The organism is Segniliparus rugosus ATCC BAA-974 (genome assembly GCF_000185725.2).
GTDB lineage: Bacteria > Actinomycetota > Actinomycetes > Mycobacteriales > Mycobacteriaceae > Segniliparus > Segniliparus rugosus.
In genome coordinates this window covers 797163-817424 of record NZ_KI391954.1, presented here as the reverse complement: position 1 = coordinate 817424, position 20262 = coordinate 797163, and the positions used below count along the sequence as shown (strand labels likewise).

The 20262-nt window shown below is 68.3% G+C and carries 18 protein-coding genes; 7 read left to right on the top strand and 11 right to left on the bottom strand.

From position 1 onward, the window contains the following. Positions 1 to 51 precede the first annotated feature (51 nt). Both glpX and HMPREF9336_RS13720 read left to right on the top strand, forming a co-directional pair. A complete protein-coding gene (gene glpX / locus HMPREF9336_RS13725; RefSeq protein ID WP_007468000.1) occupies positions 52 to 1071 on the top strand; it encodes a class II fructose-bisphosphatase in 1020 nt (339 codons plus the stop codon). Positions 1072 to 1090: 19 nt separating this feature from the next. Then, the gene (locus HMPREF9336_RS13720; protein ID WP_007467999.1) at positions 1091 to 1753 is read left to right on the top strand and encodes a sensor domain-containing protein; all 663 of its coding nucleotides are present in this window, start codon (positions 1091 to 1093) and stop codon (positions 1751 to 1753) included. Between the two features lie 9 nt (positions 1754 to 1762). On the opposite strand, the gene HMPREF9336_RS13715 is transcribed toward HMPREF9336_RS13720, so the two are convergent. The 6 genes from HMPREF9336_RS13715 to HMPREF9336_RS13690 form a co-directional block, all read right to left on the bottom strand. Beyond that, on the bottom strand, positions 1763 to 3613 hold the full coding sequence (locus HMPREF9336_RS13715) for a peptidoglycan D,D-transpeptidase FtsI family protein (RefSeq protein ID WP_007467998.1): 1851 nt from the start codon (positions 3611 to 3613) through the stop codon (positions 1763 to 1765). Between the two features lie 19 nt (positions 3614 to 3632). Next, positions 3633 to 4619 (bottom strand): cell division protein FtsL, encoded by a 987-nt coding sequence (ftsL, locus tag HMPREF9336_RS13710; protein WP_007467997.1) that lies wholly within the window; start codon positions 4617 to 4619, stop codon positions 3633 to 3635. After that, entirely contained in the window at positions 4604 to 5587 is a 984-nt protein-coding gene (gene rsmH, locus HMPREF9336_RS13705; protein WP_021030705.1) for a 16S rRNA (cytosine(1402)-N(4))-methyltransferase RsmH, read from the bottom strand. The genes ftsL and rsmH overlap by 16 nt, the downstream gene beginning before the upstream one ends. A 122-nt stretch (positions 5588 to 5709) precedes the next feature. Continuing rightward, positions 5710 to 6141, bottom strand: a complete 432-nt coding sequence (gene mraZ, locus HMPREF9336_RS13700) for a division/cell wall cluster transcriptional repressor MraZ (RefSeq protein ID WP_021030704.1) — start codon at positions 6139 to 6141, stop codon at positions 5710 to 5712. Between the two features lie 219 nt (positions 6142 to 6360). Beyond that, positions 6361 to 6771, bottom strand: coding sequence for a DUF3040 domain-containing protein (locus HMPREF9336_RS13695; RefSeq protein ID WP_007467994.1), 411 nt, complete (start codon positions 6769 to 6771; stop codon positions 6361 to 6363). Positions 6772 to 6915: 144 nt separating this feature from the next. Beyond that, positions 6916 to 7377 (bottom strand): SAV_6107 family HEPN domain-containing protein, encoded by a 462-nt coding sequence (locus HMPREF9336_RS13690; RefSeq protein ID WP_007467993.1) that lies wholly within the window; start codon positions 7375 to 7377, stop codon positions 6916 to 6918. Positions 7378 to 7525: 148 nt separating this feature from the next. On the opposite strand from HMPREF9336_RS13690, the gene HMPREF9336_RS13685 reads away from it, so the two are divergent. Beyond that, on the top strand, positions 7526 to 8092 hold the full coding sequence (locus HMPREF9336_RS13685; protein ID WP_007467992.1) for a GNAT family N-acetyltransferase: 567 nt from the start codon (positions 7526 to 7528) through the stop codon (positions 8090 to 8092). Between the two features lie 27 nt (positions 8093 to 8119). On the opposite strand, the gene mptB is transcribed toward HMPREF9336_RS13685, so the two are convergent. Next, positions 8120 to 9829, bottom strand: a complete 1710-nt coding sequence (mptB, locus tag HMPREF9336_RS13680) for a polyprenol phosphomannose-dependent alpha 1,6 mannosyltransferase MptB (protein WP_021030703.1) — start codon at positions 9827 to 9829, stop codon at positions 8120 to 8122. A gap of 112 nt (positions 9830 to 9941) precedes the next feature. Then, a complete protein-coding gene (locus tag HMPREF9336_RS13675) occupies positions 9942 to 11078 on the bottom strand; it encodes a polyprenyl synthetase family protein (protein WP_007467990.1) in 1137 nt (378 codons plus the stop codon). Between the two features lie 166 nt (positions 11079 to 11244). Between HMPREF9336_RS13675 and HMPREF9336_RS13670 the strand changes: the two genes are divergently transcribed. Continuing rightward, complete coding sequence (locus HMPREF9336_RS13670) at positions 11245 to 12153, top strand: methylenetetrahydrofolate reductase (RefSeq protein WP_007467988.1); 909 nt, start codon at positions 11245 to 11247, stop codon at positions 12151 to 12153. Beyond that, complete coding sequence (locus tag HMPREF9336_RS13665; protein ID WP_007467986.1) at positions 12150 to 13385, top strand: protein kinase domain-containing protein; 1236 nt, start codon at positions 12150 to 12152, stop codon at positions 13383 to 13385. Before HMPREF9336_RS13670 ends, HMPREF9336_RS13665 begins: the two co-directional genes overlap by 4 nt. On the opposite strand, the gene HMPREF9336_RS13660 is transcribed toward HMPREF9336_RS13665, so the two are convergent. Further along, entirely contained in the window at positions 13382 to 16225 is a 2844-nt protein-coding gene (locus HMPREF9336_RS13660) for an MMPL/RND family transporter (RefSeq protein WP_007467984.1), read from the bottom strand. The genes HMPREF9336_RS13665 and HMPREF9336_RS13660 overlap by 4 nt on opposite strands. A gap of 132 nt (positions 16226 to 16357) precedes the next feature. Between HMPREF9336_RS13660 and HMPREF9336_RS13655 the strand changes: the two genes are divergently transcribed. After that, entirely contained in the window at positions 16358 to 17584 is a 1227-nt protein-coding gene (locus HMPREF9336_RS13655) for a sensor histidine kinase (RefSeq protein ID WP_007467983.1), read from the top strand. Beyond that, positions 17571 to 18227 (top strand): response regulator, encoded by a 657-nt coding sequence (locus HMPREF9336_RS13650; RefSeq protein ID WP_007467981.1) that lies wholly within the window; start codon positions 17571 to 17573, stop codon positions 18225 to 18227. Before HMPREF9336_RS13655 ends, HMPREF9336_RS13650 begins: the two co-directional genes overlap by 14 nt. 27 nt (positions 18228 to 18254) lie before the next feature. Here the strand turns inward: HMPREF9336_RS13650 and HMPREF9336_RS13645 are convergent, their stop codons facing one another. Both HMPREF9336_RS13645 and HMPREF9336_RS13640 read right to left on the bottom strand, forming a co-directional pair. After that, positions 18255 to 18620 (bottom strand): hypothetical protein, encoded by a 366-nt coding sequence (locus tag HMPREF9336_RS13645; protein WP_007467979.1) that lies wholly within the window; start codon positions 18618 to 18620, stop codon positions 18255 to 18257. Positions 18621 to 18826: 206 nt separating this feature from the next. Then, positions 18827 to 20224, bottom strand: a complete 1398-nt coding sequence (locus HMPREF9336_RS13640; protein WP_007467977.1) for a class II 3-deoxy-7-phosphoheptulonate synthase — start codon at positions 20222 to 20224, stop codon at positions 18827 to 18829. Positions 20225 to 20262: the final 38 nt, after the last annotated feature.

Sequence of the window (20262 nt, the reverse complement as noted above, 5' to 3'; positions counted from 1 at the left end):
GCTAGCAGCAAAGCGCACGTCTCGCAGGGCTGTCTATTAGACTCAACCGCTATGGCTCCCCATGGCGCGCACCATCATGAAGTCCCCGCCCACCCCGTCTCCCCGGACCGCAACCTTGCGATGGAGCTTGCTCGCGCGACCGAGGCCGGGGCCCTCGCCGCTGGCCGCTGGGTCGGCAGAGGCCAGAAAGAGTCCGGCGACGGAGCCGCCGTCAACGCCATCCGCCAGCTGCTGGCGACCGTGTCCATGCGCGGCGTCGTGGTGATCGGCGAGGGCGAAAAAGACCACGCCCCCATGCTCTACAACGGCGAAGAGGTCGGCGACGGGGACGGACCGGACTGCGACGTCGCCGTCGACCCGGTGGACGGCACCACGCTCATGAGCAAGGGCATGCCCGGAGCCATCGCCGTGCTCGCAGTGGCCGACCGGGGCGCGATGTTCGACCCTTCCGCCGTCTTCTACATGCGCAAGATCGCCACCGGCCCGGAAGCCGCCGACGTGATCGACATCACCGCCTCCACCGAGGAGAACATCGCCAGGGTCGCCAAGGCGAAGGGGGTCAGCCCGTCGGACGTCACGGTCGTCGTCCTCGACCGGCCCCGCCACCAGGAGCTCATCGGCGAGATCCGGGAGACCGGGGCGCGGATCCGGCTCATCTCCGACGGCGACGTGGCAGGCGCTATCGCCGCCGCCCGGCCCGGCTCGGGCACCGACCTTCTGATGGGGATCGGCGGCACGCCGGAGGGCATCATCGCCGCGGCGGCGATCCGTTGCCTCGGCGGCGCGTTCCAGGCAGTCCTCGCGCCGACCGACGAGGCCGAGCGACAGAAGGCACTCGACGCGGGGCACGACCTCGGCCGAGTGCTGCACGCCACCGACCTGGTCGCGGGCAACAACATCTTCTTCGCCGCGACCGGGGTCACCGACGGGGACCTCCTTCGCGGCGTGCGCTACTACGGCTCCAGCGCGACGACGCAGACCATCGTCATGCGCTCGACTTCCGGCACCGTGCGGATCATCGACGCGGACCACCGGATCGCGAAGCTCAAGGAATACTCCGACCTGGTGTAAGTTCGTCGGCGTGAGACCGATGATCATGGGGGCCGCGTCACTTGCCTTCGCCCTGTTGCACCTCGTGCCTGCCTCAGCCGCCCCGGCCCGACCGCATCCGCTCACGGCGCAAGAAATCAGCGCCCTCACCGGGTTGGCCGCCGAGCAGGAAAAAGCGTCGCAGGCCCCGGAGCCCTTCTCCGGCGAATGGGACCGCCCGGAGTGCGCGCCGCTCTTCAGCGTCGGGCAAGAACCCGCTTACGGCGACGACTGGTCCGACTATCAAGAGACTTCGACCAAGGCGGTGAGCCCGAACCTCGGCTATCCCGATCCTTACCCCCACTACATTCGGCAAGTCATCGCGCGCTATCCCAGCGCGGAGGAGGCCGGCGAGCGGCTGGCGGCTCTCCGCGCAGCGCTCGACGGCTGCTCGGACTACCGAGAGACCGGCGCGACTGCGCGGTGCGGCGGTTGGGAAGCCACGCCCATCCCGGTCCCCGGTCCAGCTGTGTCTTGGTATCGCAGGAGCAGCTCGTCCGGCGGCTCCTGCAATGGCAGTACCGCTGTATACGCCATCGCGCGCGGCGAATGGCTGATCCAGGCGAGCGCCAGCGCCTGGCTCCCGAGCACTACGCCGAAAGGTCTCGCCGCCAACCAGATCCCGCAAGCAGTGGCTGAGCGGATCGCCTCTGGTCTGCGATGAGCCCTGCCGTCAGCGAGGGTCGTCCGCAGGAGCGTCCGCGTTCAGCACGTACCAGGGGAACGGCTCCGCCGACAGCGGCACGCTGTAGTGCGTGAGCAGCCACTGGCCGATGTCGTGGAACAACGGGGCCGCCGTCTGGTGGTTCGAGCCGTCCGCGCCCCTCGGCGGCGCGTCCATGTAGATGCCGACGACGAACCTCGGGTTGTCGGCGGGCGCGATCCCGGCGAAGGTGATGTTGTTGTGCATGTCCTCGTAGTAGCACCCGCAAGCCGGGTTCACCTGCTGCCCGGTGCCGGTCTTGCCGCTGATCTGGTATCCGGCGACTCGGGCGGTCGACCCGGTCCCCTGTTGGTAGCCCATCCGGTCGAACTGCGTGATCGCCTCGAACATATTCCGCACCGTCCGCGCCGTCTCCGGCCGGACCACTTGGACCCCCTCGGGCCTTGGCTGCGCGTGGCCCGCGATAGAGCGGAGGATCCGGGGCGGCATCCGCAGCCCGTCGTTCGCGATGGCCTGGTACATGCCGGTCATCTGCAGCAGCGTCATCGAAAGGCCCTGGCCGATCGGCAGGTTCGCGAAAGTCGAGCCCGACCATTGGTCGCGCGGCGGGACCTGCCCCTCGCTCTCCCCCGGCAGGCCCACGTCCGTGCGCTGGCCGAGGCCGAACTTTTTGACCAGATCCATGAACCGGTCCTCGCCGAGGCGCTGGGCGAGCATCAGCGTGCCGATATTGGACGAGAAGCCGAAAATCCCCGCCGTGGTGAGACGCTGGGTGCCGTGGCTCAAGAAGTCGTGGATCGACACGCCGCCCATCTGGAGCAGCCCCGGCACCGGGATCACCTCGTCCGGGTTCGAGAGCCCGTACTCGATCACCCCCGAAGCCGTGATGACCTTGTTCACCGAGCCCGGCTCGAAGGGGCTGGTGATCGCGAGGTTCCCGAGGCTGTCCGGATCGGCGTTGGCCAAACCGCGCGCGGGGTCGAACGTGGAGTCGTTGGCCATCGCCAGCACCTCCCCCGTTTTCGCGTCGAGCACCACCGCGCTCACATGCTTCGCGCCGGATTTCTCGAGCGCCTCTTGGACCCGCTCCTGCACGTAGTACTGCGTCTCGGCGTCGATGGTGAGCTGCACGTCCGAGCCGTTCACCGCTGGACGGCGGTCCCGCCAGCTCCCCGGGATGACGCCGCCGTCGCTGGTCCGGTCGTAGGTCGACGCGCCGTCATGGCCCGCAAGCTCGGAGTCGAGCATCGCCTCGAGCCCGACCATCCCGTGGCCCTCGTCCCCCGTCACGCCGATGAGGTTGGCCCCCAGCGAGTCGTTCGGGTAGACCCGCACGTTCTGCCGTTCCGAGCCGACTTCGGGGAAACGGTCGCTGATCTTCTCGGCGATCTGCGGATCCACCTGTTTCGCGAGGTAGACGAATGTTTGATTGGATTTGAGCTTGCCCAGCAGGTCCGATTCGCTCGCCGAACCGCCGAGCATCTCCCGGATTCCCTTGGCGATCTGCGCCAGCCGGTCCTGCGGCGCGGGCGCGGAGGCGTTCGCCGCGCGCTGTTTCGCCAGTTTCGCCTGAATGGCCTGCGGCTGGAAGGTGAGCTTGCGCAGCTGCACGGTGAACGCGAGCTTGCGTCCGTTGCGGTCGGTGATGACCCCGCGCATCGCCGGGTCGACGATGGTGACCGAACGCTGGTTCGCGGCTTCCGCGTTGTAGTGCGAGGCCCAGATCGTCTGGATGAAGACAAGTTGGACCGCCACCGCGCCGAGCGCGAGGTAGGTCGCCGCAAGGCCCAGTCTGCGGCGGGCGGCGAACCATTGCAGCGGGCCGCGTAATTTGGCGAACGGCGCGCGCGCCGCGTTCATCGCGGCTCGGCGTGCTCGATCACTCATGCTGCTCCTGTTCTGGTTGCTCCATGTTCTTTGGCGGAACCGGCGCTGCTGGCTGGGACGCTACCTGCTCGGGGGCTTCCGGCGCGGGAGGCGCGGGGTTGTCCTCTTGCGCGGGCGGGGCCGAAGGCGCGAGGGGCGCTTGGTCCACCGCCTGCGACAACGACGGAGCCGGATCCGCCGGAGGGCTCGCGGGCACCGGATCCGCCGGGGGGAGAGAGGAGACCGGCGGCAGCGCGGCCGCTTCTGCGGGAGGCTGTCCAGGGGCCCCGTCCGGCGCAGGAGCCTCCGGAACGACCTGCGTCGGGTGGACCCGCTCGACCGAATTGTCCGGTTGCGCGGGGGCGGGAGCTTCGCCTGGAGCAGGCGCGGGAGGCTGTGGTTTCGCAGGCTCGCCCGGATTGCCCGCGCCCGCTTCCAACGGCCGTTCGGGTCCGCCCTCCGCGGGTTTGAGCTGGCCGACCACCTGCACAGAGCCATCGGGCTGCGGCACGAGCTTCGCCACGTCCTGCGCGGGCACCATGCCGAGATCCCCGGCCCGACGGGCCAATTCCGTCACCGACTGCCCTCGCTCCATATCGCGTTCGAGCCGTTCCTTCTCCTGTTGGAGCTCGCGATTGTGCAATCGCATAGCGGAGAGGGTCGAAGCGTCCTCGGTGGATCGGGTCGCGAGCCACAGCGTCGCCGCCAAGCCAACGGCCAAGAGCCCGATCACGCCGATCACAAAGGGCACCCGGCGCAACAGCTCCCGAGACGGGAAGGCGATCATCCACCACAGCTTCTCCCTGTCGGGGAGCGGCGGAAGCCCGGAGCGCATGAAGCCCTTCGTCGGGCCCCGGCTCACCGGCCGACGGCTCGACTCCACATGCGGACGGCGCTCGCTCGCCTGCCCCATCCGCATGTCTCGGCGCCGCAACGCGCGCGCTGCGGCTTTCGAGCGCTGCCGAGTCGCGGTCGGCCCTTGTTTCACCCCGCCGCGCATGAGCCGCCCTCCTCTCCTCGGTTCCCCGAAACTCGTTCGACCGCGCGAAGCCGCACCGAGGCCGCTCGCGGGTTCTCCGAGGTCTCCTCCTCCCCGGCGAGTTCGGCCCCCCTGGTGAGCGAGACGAATTCCGCTTCGAAGCCCGGCAGCTCGACCGGAAGGCCGATCGGCGTGCGGGAGGTCGTCGCCCGCGCGAACTCGTCCTTCACGATCCGGTCCTCGAGGGATTGATACGCGAGCACAACGATGCGCCCCTGCGGCGCGAGGGCGGCGAGGGCTTTCGGCAGCACTGCGCGCAAACTGCCGAGCTCGTCGTTCACTTCGACGCGGAGGGCTTGGAAGGTGCGTTTGGCCGGATGTCCGCCGGTCCTCTTCGCCTTGGCGGGAATGACGTCGTCGATGAGCCGGACGAGCTCGGCGCTGCTGGCGAGGGGCTCCGTCGCACGCCTGCGGACGATCTCCGCCGCAATCCGTGCCGCGAAGCGCTCCTCTCCGTAGGTCCGCAGCACCCTGGCGAGCTCTTTCTCGCCATAGGTGGCGAGCACCTCGTGCGCCGTGAGCTCGGCCGAGGTGTCCATGCGCATGTCCAGCGGAGCGTCTTTCGAGTAAGCGAAGCCCCGCTCGGCCTGGTCGAGCTGCATCGAGGAGACCCCGAGGTCGAGCAGATAACCCTGCACGTTCTCGCCGTCTCCGAGCGCCCGTTCGACCTCGTCGTAGCGGGCGTGGACGAACCTGACCCGGTCCGCGAGGCCGCCGAGGCGCTCTTTGGCGACCTCGATCGCCTTCGCGTCTCGGTCCATGCCCACCACTCGGAGCGTGGGAAAGCGCTCGAGGAGCGCCCTGGTGTGGCCGCCGAGGCCGAGCGTGCCGTCGACAAGGACCGGATCGGGCGCGTCGAATGCCGGGGCCAGCAGGCTCACGACCCGATTGAGCATGACCGGGACATGCTGAGGCTCTTGCGCTGACATCAGGCCTCCTCTGAACGGCGCGGCGATGGGGAGCGGGCGGTCAGCCGAATGCCGATCTGGCGCTGGGGAAGCGCGCCAGATCGGCATTCGGCTGACCGTCGGCGAAAGAAGGGCCGTCATGCCTACAAAATCCCGTCGAGAGAAGCGTCTTGAGCTTGCACGTAGCTCTCCTCGTTCTCCTCGGCGTACTGCTGCCAAGTCTGCGCGTCCCAGATCTCCAAGAAGTCGATCGCGCCGTTCACCACGCAATCGCGGGCCAAGCCCGCGTAATTGCGATGGTCCGAGGAGAGGACGACCCTGCCTTGCGCGTCGGGCCGCTGCTCGTCCGCCCCTGCGGCGAAGCTTCGCACGAAAGCCCTCGCCTGCGGGTTCGACCTGGACGCGGCGGCAGCCTTCCTGGCCAGGTCCGCGAAATGGTCCCTCGGGTACACCGCGAGGCTACGATCTGGCCCTTTCGTCACCACGAGCCCTCCTGCGAGCGCTTCGCGGAACTTCGCGGGAAGGGTGAGCCTGCCCTTGTCGTCGAGCCGTGGCGTGTATGTGCCGAGAAACATGGCCTCACCCACCGCTCCTTACGTACCGTCTCCGAATACGCCAACTTCTGACGCAAGCGCCACACTACCCCACTTTCCCCCACTTTCCAACACATTCGGCCATAACAATAGGGAAAAGGCCGAAATCTGTGGGCAGGAAGACGAAAAAAGCCCGGATCAGGGGGTTCGTACCACCTGATCCGGGCTTATCTCACGCCGGTGGGGGGAAGTGGGGCTCGGCTACTCCTGCTCGAACCTTCTACGGAAACGATGCTCCATGCGTTCGCTCAGACCCGGCTTGCGGCTCTCCCTGAGGGCCTGGCCGCGCTTGCCGCCCCGCGCCTCGACCCTGCCGCCAGCGCCGCCGGAACTGTCCGAAGTCCAGAGCCAGCGGATGCCGGCCGCGAACATGACCACGAAGCCGACCAAACTCACAATCGGGAAAGCGCCGGGGAATTTGAACGGCACGACCACTCCGAGCACTAGAAGCACCAGGCCGACCACGAACAACACGGCGACCTGCAGGCCGATGCGGCTCGACGGAGAACGAAGGCCTTTGCCCCAGGGCGCTGACGCGAATTTCGGGTCCTCCGCGTACAAAGCGCTCTCGATCTCGTCGAGCACCCGCTGCTCATGTTCAGAGAGTGGCATAGCATCCCTCCTCGGGTCTCGCTTCGCCAAGGCGATCAGCACTCGGTATGAGGGGTCCACCTGCTTGAACGCCTCTTGGAGAAATCATACGCTTTCTTCAGCTAGACGTCACGCGGGCTGGGCGCATGGCGAAGCGGCGCGCGGCTACGCGCTCTTCCGGTCCTGCCTGGCTGAAGCCTCCGGGCGGCCCGCCCCCGCCCGGAGGAAATCCTCCACGCCGCAGAGGAACTCGCCGACCTTGCGGACGAACTCGTGGAGCCCCTCCTCGTCCGGAGCTTCCATCACGCCCGCCTGGGCCAAAGCCCTCGTCTTCGAGATCTTGTGAAAATATTGCGCCCAAAGCTCGAAACCAGGGGCCTTCGCGAGCCGGACCCACGCGCTGCGATCCGCCCGCCTGCCGCCGGGCCGCTCGACGGTGACCAACACGGCTCCCGCCCCGCCGAGCGCCGCCTGGTACGCCCGCAAGAACCGCTCCGCCGCGTCCCCCGGCTCCATAGCCGCGAACAGATGGGCGTCCGCCCTGCGCAGCAGCTCACCGCAGAGCCCGGGCGCGCCGCCCCTGACGAACGTCATCGCGCCCCGTCTGAAGGTCTGTGTGATCTTCATATTCCTCGCTTCCGGGTGGGTGAGGCAACAGAAGCCGGCCTCACGGTTATGGTGGTGACATCCGGCCTGCGGCGGACACAGTCGCCGTCGCGGGCCAATCACTTGAGAAGATTGTGCACAAGGGCACTGACAAAAAAGGTGGAGTTCGTTGAATCACCTCGCCGAGCTGGCGGTATACGATTTGTCGCCAACGGTGTTCCTCTCCAGGCTGCACGACGCGCTCACGCTCTACACCACGGCGATGGGGTACTCCTCCGAGGTCATCTCCTACCGCGCCCAGCCTTGGCGCGAAGACACCCGCAGATCCGGCTGGCGCGCCGTCGGAGCTTTTCAGGGGAGCGAGCTCGCCGGGTTCGCGTACGCGTACACGGGCAGCGCAGACCTCCCCTGGCACCAACACGTCGCGAGGGCCGCCAACGGGCTCGGCCCGGCCCGACAGTCCGTCGCCGAGATGCTGGGCGACTACGTGGAGCTCACGGAGATCCACGTCCGTCCCGACATGCAAGGACTGGGCCTCGGCGAGACGCTGCTGCGGCGGCTGATGCTCGACAGGCCCGAAGGCCATGTGCTGCTCTCCACCCCAGAAGTCGCGCTGGAGGCGAATCGCGCATGGCGGCTCTACCGAAGGCTGGGATTCGTCGACGTCATCCGGCAGATGCGGTTCCCAGGAGACTCGCGGCCCTTCGCCATCCTCGGCCGCCCGCTGCCGCTCTGACGAAGAGGCCGGGGCCGCTCGTCGCGACTAGCGCATGAGGGACGGCCCGGTCGCGAGCAGCGCGTCCCGCGTTGGAGCCGTCGCGTTCGGAGCGTTCTTGCGCCAGAAGGCGGAAGCCGCCGCGAACGACACCGCCGCCGCGAAGAACATCGCGGGCACCGAGTACATCTGCTGATCTCCGTCCAATCCGAACATGAACAGCAGCGCCACGGACCAGAAGACAATCGCGGACCGCGCGGCGGGAGTCACGACGAAAGCCGCGAAGATGGCCAGCGGCCAGCCGAAGTACCACGGGAACGCGGCAGCGGAGAGCTCGATCGCCACGACCATGGCCAGGACCGCGCCGACCAGCGCCCGCCGACCGATGGTCTGGTCGGTGTCGCCCGCGAACTTCTGCCGGAGGAAACGCTCCGCCTTGCCGATGAAACCGGGGCGGCTGGACTCGGTCACGGCGGCCTCCTGCGCCGACCACAGCGGCTCGCGCGAGCCCCACCAGAAAGTCGCCAACAGCGCCAGCATGACGACCATGAAGACGTCGCGGGTCGTGTTCAGCACTTCCTGGCTGTTCCAGTCGAAGAGCTGGCCGATCGTGATGGTCAGCAGCTGCGCCACGGCGGTGGGCACGGCCAGCCAGTTCACGACGACCACGGTGTCGAAGATCTCCCGGCTCCAGCCGAGGTCCACGCCCGCGACGATGGTGAAGAACCCGAACACGCCCGCCGTGACGGCAACGACCTTGCCGACCACTTTGGCGTACTCGGCCAACGCCGAGAGCGGCTGCGCGCTCATCGAGAGGCTGCCCCGCCTTGCGACTTGCGCCAGCCAGATCCAGCCGATGAACGGCAGAGCCAGGACGGCGGTCGCTTTGATGCACGCGGCGGCCACGACCAGGGCGACCCCGCCGTACTGCTGGCCGCGCAGCACCAGGACGAGGCCCGAGGTCAGAAGGCCGATCATCAGCATCTCGTTATGCGCCCCGCCGACGAGGTTGACCACCATGAGCGGGTTGAGCAGGGCGAGCCAGACCGCCGTCTCGGGCTTCTTCCCGAAGTGCTTGGCGAGCGAGACCACCGACCAGAACGTCAGCACGACCCCGGGGAGCATGATGATCCTGGTGAGGATCACCCCCGCGACGATATGGTTGCCGACCACGGTGGTCAGCAACTTCATGATGAGCATGAAGAGCGGGCCGTACGGGGAGCCGGTCGTGGACCAGACCTCGGCCACGTTGTCCGTGTACGCGTTCGGGTCCATGACCGGACCATTGCTGTACGGGCTGAGCCCGTCGCGGAGCAAGGCGCCCTGCGCGAGGTAGGAGTAGGGGTCGCGGGTGTAGAGCGGAGCCGCCACCAGGAGCGGGGCCACCCAGCAGACCATGGTGCGGATCAACCAGCGCAGCTCCACCAGGCCTGCCAAGACCAGCCTGCCCGCCCGGACCCAGGCGAGCACGACGAGGCAGAGGCCGAACCAGCCGAGGTAGGTGGCGATTTCCTTGCCGTGGCCGAAGCGCATCCACGACAGGTGCGTGGCCTCCAGTGCCTGGTCGTGCTTGAGGCCGCCGGCGACGGCGACGCTAATGAACGACAGCAGGCATGTCCCGATCACGCCGAGGGCGATCGTCCATCCTTTGCTGAGCGTCGCAGCCGAACGCGCCGACTCGAGTTCCATCTCGTCAGCAGGGTCCGAAGCCGCGGAAAGAACGCTACGCGCCCCGCGTTCCATCATCGGGATAGCCACGTGCCGCTCCTCTCCTCAATCCTCTCACCGGTCCCCCCGCCGCCATATCTAGTCTGACTGCGGTCGGATAATACCCGATCTTGGGGTGCTACGCCAGATGACGGCGAGTCGCTCATGCGAGCAAGGAAGCTGTCAGCTCCGCGAGTCCTGTTTTCGCCGCGCCGGACACCGCCGCCGAGGCGAGCGCCGAAGCGGCCCTCCCCTGCAGGAATTCGATACGGGCGCGGACCTGCGCCCTGGCTCCGAGCCGATCAATCATCGCGACGGCCTCGGCCACGGCATGATCGTCGTCGCCACGTCCGAAAACCGACCGTAACGCCTGTTCCTCGGCGCTTCCCGCCGACCGCGCCGCGCTCAGCGCGAGCGCGGCGAGCACGGTTCGCTTGCCCTCGCGCACATCGTCCCCCGCAGGCTTGCCGGTGACCGCCGGATCGCCGAACACGCCGAGCAAATCGTCTTGCAGTTGGAACGCCGCGCCCACGTCTTCTCCGAAACCGCGGTAAAACGTGAGCAACGCCTCATCGGCCCTGGCGAGGACTCCGCCGAGCTCCAGGGGGCGGGCGACCGTGTACGAGGCCGTCTTCCACCGGATCACCCGCGCCGCAGCCTCTTCGCTCTCGTCGCCTCCCGCTTGCGCCAGGACGTCGAGGCACTGCCCGCCGATCACTTCGGACCGCATCGCGGCCCAAGCCCGCCGGAAAGCGGGCCGGTCCGCCTCCGTCACCGCGTCCAAGCCCTCCGCAGCCAGATCGTCCGCCCAGACGAACGCCAGCTCGCCCGCGAGGATGGCGAGCGCCTCGCCGTGTCGCTCGCTGCGCCCCGCCCATCGCTCCCGGCTGTGCTCCGCTTCGAACCTGCGGTGCAGCGAAGGCTCGCCTCGGCGCAGGTCCGACTGGTCGATGATGTCGTCATGGGCGAGCAAACCTGCTTGGAGCAGCTCCAAGGCCGCGCACACGCGCTGCACGGGGACCGCGCTGGCCCCGGCCGCGTCGCCGCCGGCCCCGAGCCAGCCCAGCCACGCGAACGCGGGCCGGATCCGTTTCCCCGAGCCGAGGACGAACGTCGACAGCTCCGCGACCACGTCCGCGAATTGCGGGCCGATGCGCGCGGCCTCCTCTTGCCGGACGGCGAGGAACTCGATCAGCCGCGCCTGCGTGAAGGCTTGGACAAAACCCAGCGACTGCGCGGGACTCTGCGGAAGGGGCGGGGGGACCTCCCACGAGCCGCCAAGCGAGTGAGGGATTGTCATGGCACGTCATCTCCGAGAACTGTCTGTCGGTGTCTTTTACACTGAACGGGTGAGCACAGCTTCTCTCGCCGAAAGCATCGCCGCGTCGCGGTCCATCCTGCCAGCACGGAGCCCGCTGGCGCAGAGCCCACACGGGCAGAGGCCATCCGCGCAGGCAGGCGATTCGGTGGTCGACGAGTGGCAGCGGATCAAACAGACGCGGACTCCGTTCTCGGTCGAGTTCTACCCGCCGCGCAACGACGCGGAAGAGGCGGCGCTGTGGCGCGCGGCCCGCGTCTTCGAGCGCTTCGGAGCCGCGTTCGCGACCGTCACCTACGGCGCGGGCGGCAAAACGAGGGAGAAGACCGTCCGTCTGACCGGACAGCTCGCCAAAGAGACCACGCTGCCCGTCGTGGGTCATCTGACCATCGTGGACCACACGCTCGACGATCTGCGCTCGATCATCGCGGGGTTCGCCGACCAGGGCGTGCACAACATCCTCGCGCTGCGCGGCGACCCTCCGGGCGACGACCCGTTCGCCGAGTGGGTCAAGCACCCCGACGGCCTCGAATACGCCGAGGACCTCGTGCGGCTCGTCCGTTCGCTCGGGAACTTCCATGTCGGCGTGGCCTCGTTCCCGCGCGGGCATTACCGCGCCGTCGACCTCGAGCACGACACCAAATATTTGGTCCAGAAGCTGCGGGCGGGGGCCGAGTATTCGATCACGCAGATCTTCTTCGACATCGAGGACTACCTCCGCCTGCGCGACCGGGTGTCGGCATACGACCCAGAGCAGGGGCGCAAGCCGATCATCCCTGGCATCATGACGATCACCTCGCTCAAGACGTTGCGCAGAGTGGTGTTCCTCTCCGGCGAGACCATTCCCTCCGCGCTCGAGGAGCGGCTCGCGAAAGCCGCTGGGGGCGGCGAGCAGGAGGACCGCAAGGCAGTGCGGGACATCGGCATCGAACTCGCCACCGAGATGTGCCAGCGGCTCGTCTCCGAGGGCGTGGACTGCTTGCATTTCAACACGATGAACTTCAGCAAGGCGACTGTGGAGGTGCTCACCAACCTGGGCTATACCTTCAAGGCATGACCCGTCCCTCGCCGTCGTCCGATCCGCTGGCCGGAAGAGTCCTCGACGGGCGCTACCGGCTGGACGAGCAGATCGGCTCCGGCGGCATGTGCGTCGTCTACCGAGGCTTCGACCAGCGTTTGGAGCGGACCGTCGCGGTGAAAATAGCCGCCGAGCGGTTCGACGGCGACCACAGGATCGACGAGAGGTTCAAACGCGAGGCGCTGGCCATCGCGCGGCTGTCCGACCCCGGACTCGTCGCGGTGTACGACCAGGGCTCCGTGGGCGGACGGCCGTACTTGGTGCTGGAGTACGTCGCGGGCGGCACTGCGCGCGAGTTGCTCGCCGAGCGCGGGGCGATGCCGCCCTACGCGACCGCCGCGCTCGTGGGGCCGGTGCTTCGAGCGCTCGGCGCGGCCCACGGCTTCGGCTTCGTGCACGGCGACGTGAAGCCGGAGAACATCCTGATCTCCACGACTGGCGAGGTCAAAGTCGCGGATTTCGGGAGCGTCGCGCCCTCTGCGGGCGCTGGCCGGACGCAGGGCTCCGGGGGCGGGCGTGATCGCACGGACGTTTTCGGCACGGTCGGCTACCTCGCGCCCGAGCAGGTGGACGGCGGCTTTTGGGCGGACGTCTCCCCCGCTGTCGACGTGTACGCGGTCGGCGTGGTGCTCTACGAGCTGCTGACCGGCGTTCTGCCGTTCTCGGGCGCGAGCCCGGCCGAGCTCGCGCGCGCCCGGCTCGTCCATGACGTGCCGCCGCCGAGCAGGGCTGTGGACGGCGTCCCGATGCAATTCGACCATTTGGTGCTCCGGGCGACCGAACGGGATCTTCGGAATCGCTACCCCGACGCGAGGAGCATGGCTGAGGACTTGGAGCGCATCCGGGCCGAACTCGGCCTACCTCGGTACACCGTGCCCGCGCCAGCGGTCACGGCGAGACCTCCTGCCCCGCCCGCCATCGTCCTCCTCCCGCCGACGAGCCCCCCTCGGACGGGCGACGCGCCGTCGGCCGAGACACAGCGTTTCGAGCCGAGTTCCGGCCAGCACCACACGACGATCAACCTCGCGGCCATCGCGCCCGGCGCAGAACCCGAGCCGGAACTCGCCCGACTTGGGACGGGCGCCCCGATCCTGCGCTCGGTCCACTGGCGGCGCACCGCCGTCTGGCTCATCGTCGTGCTGGTCTTTGGAGCAGCCGCGATGATCGCCGGATACGGGCTGGCCGCCCTCGTCGAGCACCAATTCAGCTAGGCGGCGGCCCTCGGCTCCGCCGCATGGCCCGCGCCCGCGCCGTTGAAGCGGAGCGGCCACCAGAACCAGCGCCCGAGCAGGCTGGCGATCCCCGGCACGACGAATGTGCGCACGATCAGCGTGTCGATGAGCAGGCCGACCCCGATCGTGGTCCCGACCTCCTCGATGGAGAGGACGTCGCTGGAGAGCATCGCGAACATGGTGATGCCGAAGACGATGCCCGCCGTGGTCACCACCCCGCCTGTGCCGCCGAACGCGCGGATCATCCCGGTCCGCAACCCGTCCCGCTTGCCCCGGTGCGCCTCCACTTCTTCGCGCATCCGGAGGGCGAACAACAAGTTGTAGTCCGCGCCGACCGACACCAAGGCGATCATGGCGATCGACGGGACGGACCAGTGGACCTCCCTGCCGATGATGTCTTGCCAGATCAGCGTGGAGACGCCCAACGCAGAGAGGTAGGAAAGGATCACCGTCCCGATCACCGCTGCCGCCGCGACCGGGCTGCGCAGCATGACGAGCATGATGAGGAAGATCATCGTGAGCGACACAACGGCGAGGAGCAGAAAGTCCTGCTCGACGAAATCGCGCATCTGCGCCGTGCCGATGCCGTAGCCCACCATGCTGGTGGTGTTCCCGACCAGCGTGCCTTCTTTTGTGGCCTCGTGGATCGCCGAGAGGATCCTCGGAGCCCGGTCCGCCCCGTCCGGGCCGAAGACATCGCCGTCCTCGAACACCAGGAAGCGGGCCGCCTTGCCGTCCTTGGAGAAGAAGAAGGCCGAAGCCTGCCGGAACGTCGGATCGTCCCAGGCCCGCTGCGGCAAGTAGAAGCCTCCTTCGCCGCTCCCCGCGAAATCCGCGCTCAGCTCCTGCAAGTAGTCGGTGAGCCCGGCGAACATCGGGCGGATCGAGCCGATCGCCTGGGAGAGCTGCGTGCTCACCGCGTCCAGTTGCCCCAGCGAGGCGCGCATCGACTGGGTGGAGCTCGCCGCCCCGGCGAGCGATTTCGCCATATCGCCCGAACCCGCGCCAAGGACGGCCGAGCCTTTGGCAAGGGTTTCGGCGGCCTCCACCATGCCGTCCATCGGCTCGACCACCTTCATCACCACCGAACAGATGCCGTCGTTCGCGCAGTTGGGGTTCCCGTTCACGATGTCGCGCAGCGGGTCGAGATACCCGGAGACCGTGTTCGCGTTGTCCTGGAGCTGCTCCATGCCCGCGCGCATGCCGTCGGCTCCGCCGTTGACCTGCCGCAATCCTGTGACGCTGCCGTCCAGCCCGGCCTGGAGCTTGGCGATGGCCGAAGAGAACCCGCTCAGCGCGGATTGCAGCCGGTCCAAGGAGGCCAACCGCTCGGACAACCCGGCCATCTGCTCGTCGAGCCGCCCGCCGATGACCCCGGCCTGGTCGGAGAGCTGCGCTTGGGCAGGCACCGTCCCGCCGGGGCGGGAGGCCGACTGGACCATCCGCACTCCTGGAACCGCCATGACGGACCGGGCGACCTTCTCCAGAGCGATAAGCCCCTGCGGGTTGCGCATGTCGTGGTCGGACTGGAGCACAACGACTTCCGGCAATATGGAGTTCGGCGGGAAATGCCGGTCCATCGCCTGATAGCCCCGGTTGGACGGCGTCGTCTCCGGGATGGCGGCGGCCTCCACGTACCCGCGATCAAGGCCAAGCACCGGCAGCGCGCACACGACCAGCGCGAGGACAGCGACCGAGGCGACCGGACCCGGCCAACGCGCGACAGCCGTGCCGATCCTCCGCCACCGGCGCGAGGCCTTCGCCGCGCGCGGCTGCGCCCAACCCCGGCTCCCGAAAAACCCGATGAGCGCGGGCAGCACCGTCAACGAGCTCGCCATGCCAACCAAGATTCCGATCGCGCAGGGCAGGCCGGCCGTGCGCAGCATGTTGATCTTGCCGAACACCAAGCAGGACAGCCCCGCCGCAATGGTCAGACCCGAAGCCAAGACCACCGGCCCCACCTGGCTGTTCGCCGCGCCGAGAGCCTCCGCGTGCGCCACCCCGCGCCTGCGCTCCTCGTGATAGCGGCCAAGGAGGAAGATGCCGTAGTCCGTCGTCGCCCCGAGCATCAACGCGGCCAACAAGGCCACGGAGAAGATCGAGACCTCGATGATGTCGTGCATGCCGAGGAAGGCCACGATCGGGCGTGCGACGGCCAGGCCGAGCCCAACGGCGGTGAGCGGGATCAGCGCGGTGAGCGGGGATCGGTACACCGCGATCAGCAGCAGGGTGATGAGCACGATGGTCGCCCCGGTGATCATCAGCATCTGCCGGTCGATCGCGTCGAACTCATCGGTGATCGTCGTCGCAGGCCCGGTGATGTGCGCGTGTATCCCGCCCGGCGGCGGGTTGCTCGCGACGATGGTCCGCACGGCCTCGATCGCCTCGTTGGCCTGGCCGCTCCCGACATCGCCGGTCAGGCGCACCATCGCGTACACGGCTTTGCCGTCGGCGCTGACTCCCACTTTGGCCGTGATCGGGTCCGCCCAGAGGTCCTGCACGGATTGCACGTGCGCCGAGTCGGCGCGCAGCGCCCCGACCAGCCGGTCGTAGTAGCTCCGCGCGGTTTCGTCGAGCGGGCGGTCGTCCTCCAGCACCAGATAGTTGAGGTTGATGGTGTCCCCGTCGCCGAACAACTGACCGATCTTCGCCGTCGTGTGCAGGATCGGCGTGTCCGAGGGGAAAAAGCTCCTGGCGTGCGTCTGCGAGACAGGTTCGAGCTGCGGCACGAGCAGGTTGCCCGCTCCTGCCGCGAGCAGCCACAGGCCGACGACGAGGATCGCGTACCGCGAGCAGAACGAGGCGAGTCTGGTCCACATGGGGTCGACGCTACGGGACGGACGGGGCCCGATCATCGTGCTTCGGGCGAGATTCCGCCTCCTACCGAGGGAGGAGGCGGAATCTCGCCCGAAGCACGATGTGTTCCTCCGAATACGCTCTAAGCTGGAAGAATGCCTCGGCTCCACGATCTCGTCCAGCGCCGCCTCAACATTATGCCGCTGCCGTACCCTCTGGTGGTGCCGCTGGTCATGCACGGGAGCGCTGCCGCAGTCGCCCTCACCGCGCTCGTGCAGCGGGGTTTCGAACGCCCTGCGCTGCTCATGCTGGCCTTTCTGCTGGCGACAGCCGAAAGCCTGGTCTGCGCCTTTTGGGGAAGGCTGCTCCATCCTGCGATCATCACGCCGCTCGTGCTCGTCGCCGTCGCGATGTTCCTCTTCCTGTGGCCGCCCGTCCCCACGGACGCGGCGCCTTTCCTCTTGCCCTTCGTCGTCGGCTCCATCGGCGCGAAGTCCAATATCCGGACCAGCGCGACGGCAACGGCCGCTTCCGCAGTGTTCTTGCTCTTCGCCGCCGCGAACCACAGGCTCATCGAGCCTGTGGTGTACATGCTCTTCTTCCTCGTCTTCGGCTGGTCGATCGGCCTGATCCTCCAGCTGCAGCAGCAGCTGCTGCTCCAGGTCCGACAGACCCAGACAAGCCTCGCCGAGCAGGCCGCGGGCGAGGAGCGGCGCCGGATCGCCAGGGAGGTCCACGACGTGGTCGCCCATTCCCTGTCCATCACCCTGCTCCACCTCACCGGGGCCCGTCGGGCGTTGCAGGAGGATCGCGACGTGGACGACGCGGTCGCGGGTCTCCTCGACGCGGAGCGTCTCGGCCGCCAGGCCATGGCCGACATCCGACGAACCGTGGGGCTTTTGGACGCGGACCCCGCACATGGGCACAAACTAGCCCCTGGGCAGGGAGTCGCCGACATCCGCGCGCTCGTGGACGATTTCGCCCAAGCGGGCGTCGCGGTGGACTACCGAGTCAAAGGCGACCTCGGGACCGTCTCCGCCCTTGTCGGGCTCGGCCTGTACCGGGTCGCGCAGGAGTCCTTGGCGAATATCGCGAAACACGCGCCGAACGCGCGGGCGGTCCTGAGGCTGCAGATCGCGAAGGGCTGCGCCGAGCTGACGGTCGACAACGGCACGCCCGACCTTCCGCCGAACCCGAACGACACGACGGGCTCCGGCGTCGCCGGAATGCGCCAACGGGTCGAGCTTCTTGGCGGCGAATTGTCCGCAGGCCCAGTCCCACAGGGCTGGTCGGTGCGCGCGGCAATACCGCTCGACCAGGGCGCGGCTCCGGCCCCGCTGTTCCAGGCCGGGAAGTCGGCGAGGGCGCATGGCGGACGTTGACATCGCGGTGCTCCTCGTCGACGACCAGGAGCTTGTCCGAAGCGGCCTGCGCCGGATCTTGCGCCGCAAAGACGGTTTCGTCATCGTCGGTGAATGCTCGGACGGCTCCGAGGTCCCCGCCTCGGTGGCAGAGCACAAACCGGACCTGGTCCTCATGGACCTGCGCATGAAGCAGGTCGACGGCATCGAGGCGACCCGGCTGCTGCGCGCCGCCTCGGGGCCTCCCGTGCTCGTGCTCACCACCTTCGACGACGACGAGCTGTTGTCCGGCGCGCTACGCGCGGGAGCAGCCGGGTTCATCTTGAAGGACTCCCCCGCCGAGGATCTGATCTGGGCGGTGCGCGCGGTCGCAGGGGGCGACGGATTCCTCGACCCCGCAGTCACCGCCCGTGTGCTCGCCGCCTACCGGACCGCCCCCTCCGCCCGACAGAAGCAGGCCTCGGACAAGCTCACCGCGCGCGAGCTCGAGGTGCTGCGCCTGATCGCGCGGGGCGCGAACAACACGGAGATCGCGGAGCGGCTGTTCATCTCCGAAGTGACGGTGAAAAGCCATATCGGACGCATCTTCGCCAAACTCGGCCTGCGCGACCGGGCCGCGGCCATCGTGTACGCCTACGACCAGGGCGTCGTCACCGCCGGATAAGCCTGCCCCTGCTCGCCGAGAGGACGGCTACGCGTCCGCCATCAACAGGAGGGCTTTCGCGGCCAGGTCGCGCACGACCTGCCATTGCGCGGCGCTTTCGAGCGCCTCGTACGTCCACAGGCCCGCGTGCTCCGCGCCGCTGAACGATTCGAGCTGCCGGTCGAGCTCGGCCAACGCGCCAGCGGCTTGTGCGTCCACGCCAAGCTCCGCATACCAGTTCTGCACCGGCACGTAATGGTCGGAGAAAACCAGCGCGAGCTCGTCGACGTCTGCGGAAAGCGGCTGCAAATACGCCAGCTGCGTCTTCTCGTCGCCCGCCAAGACGTGCACCGCGTCCCGCAGCCCCCGAAAGAAACTGACCTTGTTCTCCAAAGTCGTGCTGCTGACTTCCACCTGTACCGCTTTCTCTCATCGCCAGTCCGAACAGACCTCGAACGCGCCGCGCTCGCTCGACGAGCGGCCAACCGAAGAGCGCCCCCCGTCTGGGTCCAAGCCGACAACCATACGCCACCCATGAGCGCGCCGCCGCAACCGGTCTTCGCGCGACCTGGCCGCCCCTGCGCGCCGCGCCGCCGCGAGCGCTACGAGCGCTACGAGCGCTACGAGCGCAGCATCTCCGCGACCAAGAACGCCAGCTCGAGGGACTGCTCGGTGTTGAGCCTCGGGTCGCAGGCGGTCTCGTAGCGGCCGGCGAGGTCGGCGTCGGAAATCTCTTTCGCGCCGCCGAGGCATTCGGTGACGTTGTCGCCGGTGAGCTCGATGTGGATGCCGCCGGGGTGGGTGCCCGCCTTGCGGTGCACCTCGAAGAAGCCCTGCACCTCGTCCACGACGCGGTCGAAGTGCCGCGTCTTGTAGCCGCTCGGCGATTCGACGGTGTTGCCGTGCATGGGGTCGCACTGCCAGATCACCTGATGGCCGGTGGCCTGCACCTTCTCGATGATCGGCGGCAGGAGCGTCCGCACTTTGTCGCTGCCCATGCGCGAGACGAGCGTGAGCCGCCCAGGCTGGCGGCGCGGGTCGAGCCTGCGCACGTACTCGGCGGCTTGCTCCGGGGTGGTGCTCGGGCCGATCTTGAGCCCGATCGGGTTGTTGATCAGCTCCATGAAGGCGATGTGCGCGCCGTCGAGCTGGCGCGTGCGGTCCCCGATCCACAAGAAATGCGCGGAGAGGTCGTAGAGCGCGGGGTCGCCGTCGGGGTTGCCGGGGTTCTCCGCCAACCGCAGCATCGCGCGCTCGTAGTCAAGGACCAGCGCCTCGTGCGAGGCGAAGATCTGCGCGGACTCCAACTCCCGGTCGCTCACGCCGCAGGCGGCCATGAACTTGAGCCCCCGGCCGATCTCTTTGGCGAGCACTTCGTAGCGCGCCCCTGCCGGGGACTGCCGGACGAACTCCCGGTTCCAATCGTGGATCCGGTGCAAGTCTGCCTCGCCCGCCGCGGTCAGCGCCCGGACCAGGTTCATCGCGGCCGACGCGTTCGCGTACGCGCGGACCAGCCTGGACGGGTCGTGCTGACGGCCGCGCTCGTCGGGGGCGAAACCGTTGACCATGTCGCCCCGGTACGAGGGCAGTCCCTGGCTGTCAAGGTTCGCGCTGCGCGGTTTGGCGTATTGGCCCGCGATCCTCGCGACCTTCACCACCGGCATGCTCGCCGCCCAGGTGAGCACCACGGCCATCTGCAGCAGCGTGCGGATATTGCCCTTGATGTGCGGCTCGGTGTTCGCGACGAACGTCTCCGCGCAGTCGCCGCCCTGCAGCAAGAAAGCCTCGCCGCGAGCGACGCTCGCCAGCTGCTCGGAGAGGGCGTCGACCTCGCTCGCCACGCAGATCGGCGGGACGGATTCGAGCACCTTGCGCATCTGCGCGGCTTCCCCGCCGTCCCAGGAGGGCTGTTGCGCGGCGGGCCGGGCCAACGCGTCGTCCAAACGCGCGCGCAGGTCGGAGGAGAGCGGCGGCAAATCCGGCAGCTCGTCGATGGGAACGTCGACCGTCCAGTTCATGGCATTCAGATTAGCCCTCCCTTGCCCATTGGGACAAA

Coding starts and splice junctions, on each gene's coding strand:
- mraZ (WP_021030704.1), bottom strand. CDS start 6,141: ATGTTTCTCGGCACATACACGCCACGGCTCGACGACAAGGGCAGGCTC.
- HMPREF9336_RS13655 (WP_007467983.1), top strand. CDS start 16,358: ATGCCTCGGCTCCACGATCTCGTCCAGCGCCGCCTCAACATTATGCCG.
- rsmH (WP_021030705.1), bottom strand. CDS start 5,587: ATGTCAGCGCAAGAGCCTCAGCATGTCCCGGTCATGCTCAATCGGGTC.
- HMPREF9336_RS13675 (WP_007467990.1), bottom strand. CDS start 11,078: ATGACAATCCCTCACTCGCTTGGCGGCTCGTGGGAGGTCCCCCCGCCC.
- HMPREF9336_RS13650 (WP_007467981.1), top strand. CDS start 17,571: ATGGCGGACGTTGACATCGCGGTGCTCCTCGTCGACGACCAGGAGCTT.
- HMPREF9336_RS13690 (WP_007467993.1), bottom strand. CDS start 7,377: ATGAAGATCACACAGACCTTCAGACGGGGCGCGATGACGTTCGTCAGG.
- HMPREF9336_RS13715 (WP_007467998.1), bottom strand. CDS start 3,613: ATGAACGCGGCGCGCGCGCCGTTCGCCAAATTACGCGGCCCGCTGCAA.
- HMPREF9336_RS13660 (WP_007467984.1), bottom strand. CDS start 16,225: ATGTGGACCAGACTCGCCTCGTTCTGCTCGCGGTACGCGATCCTCGTC.
- HMPREF9336_RS13640 (WP_007467977.1), bottom strand. CDS start 20,224: ATGAACTGGACGGTCGACGTTCCCATCGACGAGCTGCCGGATTTGCCG.
- HMPREF9336_RS13720 (WP_007467999.1), top strand. CDS start 1,091: ATGATCATGGGGGCCGCGTCACTTGCCTTCGCCCTGTTGCACCTCGTG.
- HMPREF9336_RS13665 (WP_007467986.1), top strand. CDS start 12,150: ATGACCCGTCCCTCGCCGTCGTCCGATCCGCTGGCCGGAAGAGTCCTC.
- ftsL (WP_007467997.1), bottom strand. CDS start 4,619: ATGCGCGGCGGGGTGAAACAAGGGCCGACCGCGACTCGGCAGCGCTCG.
- glpX (WP_007468000.1), top strand. CDS start 52: ATGGCTCCCCATGGCGCGCACCATCATGAAGTCCCCGCCCACCCCGTC.
- HMPREF9336_RS13695 (WP_007467994.1), bottom strand. CDS start 6,771: ATGCCACTCTCTGAACATGAGCAGCGGGTGCTCGACGAGATCGAGAGC.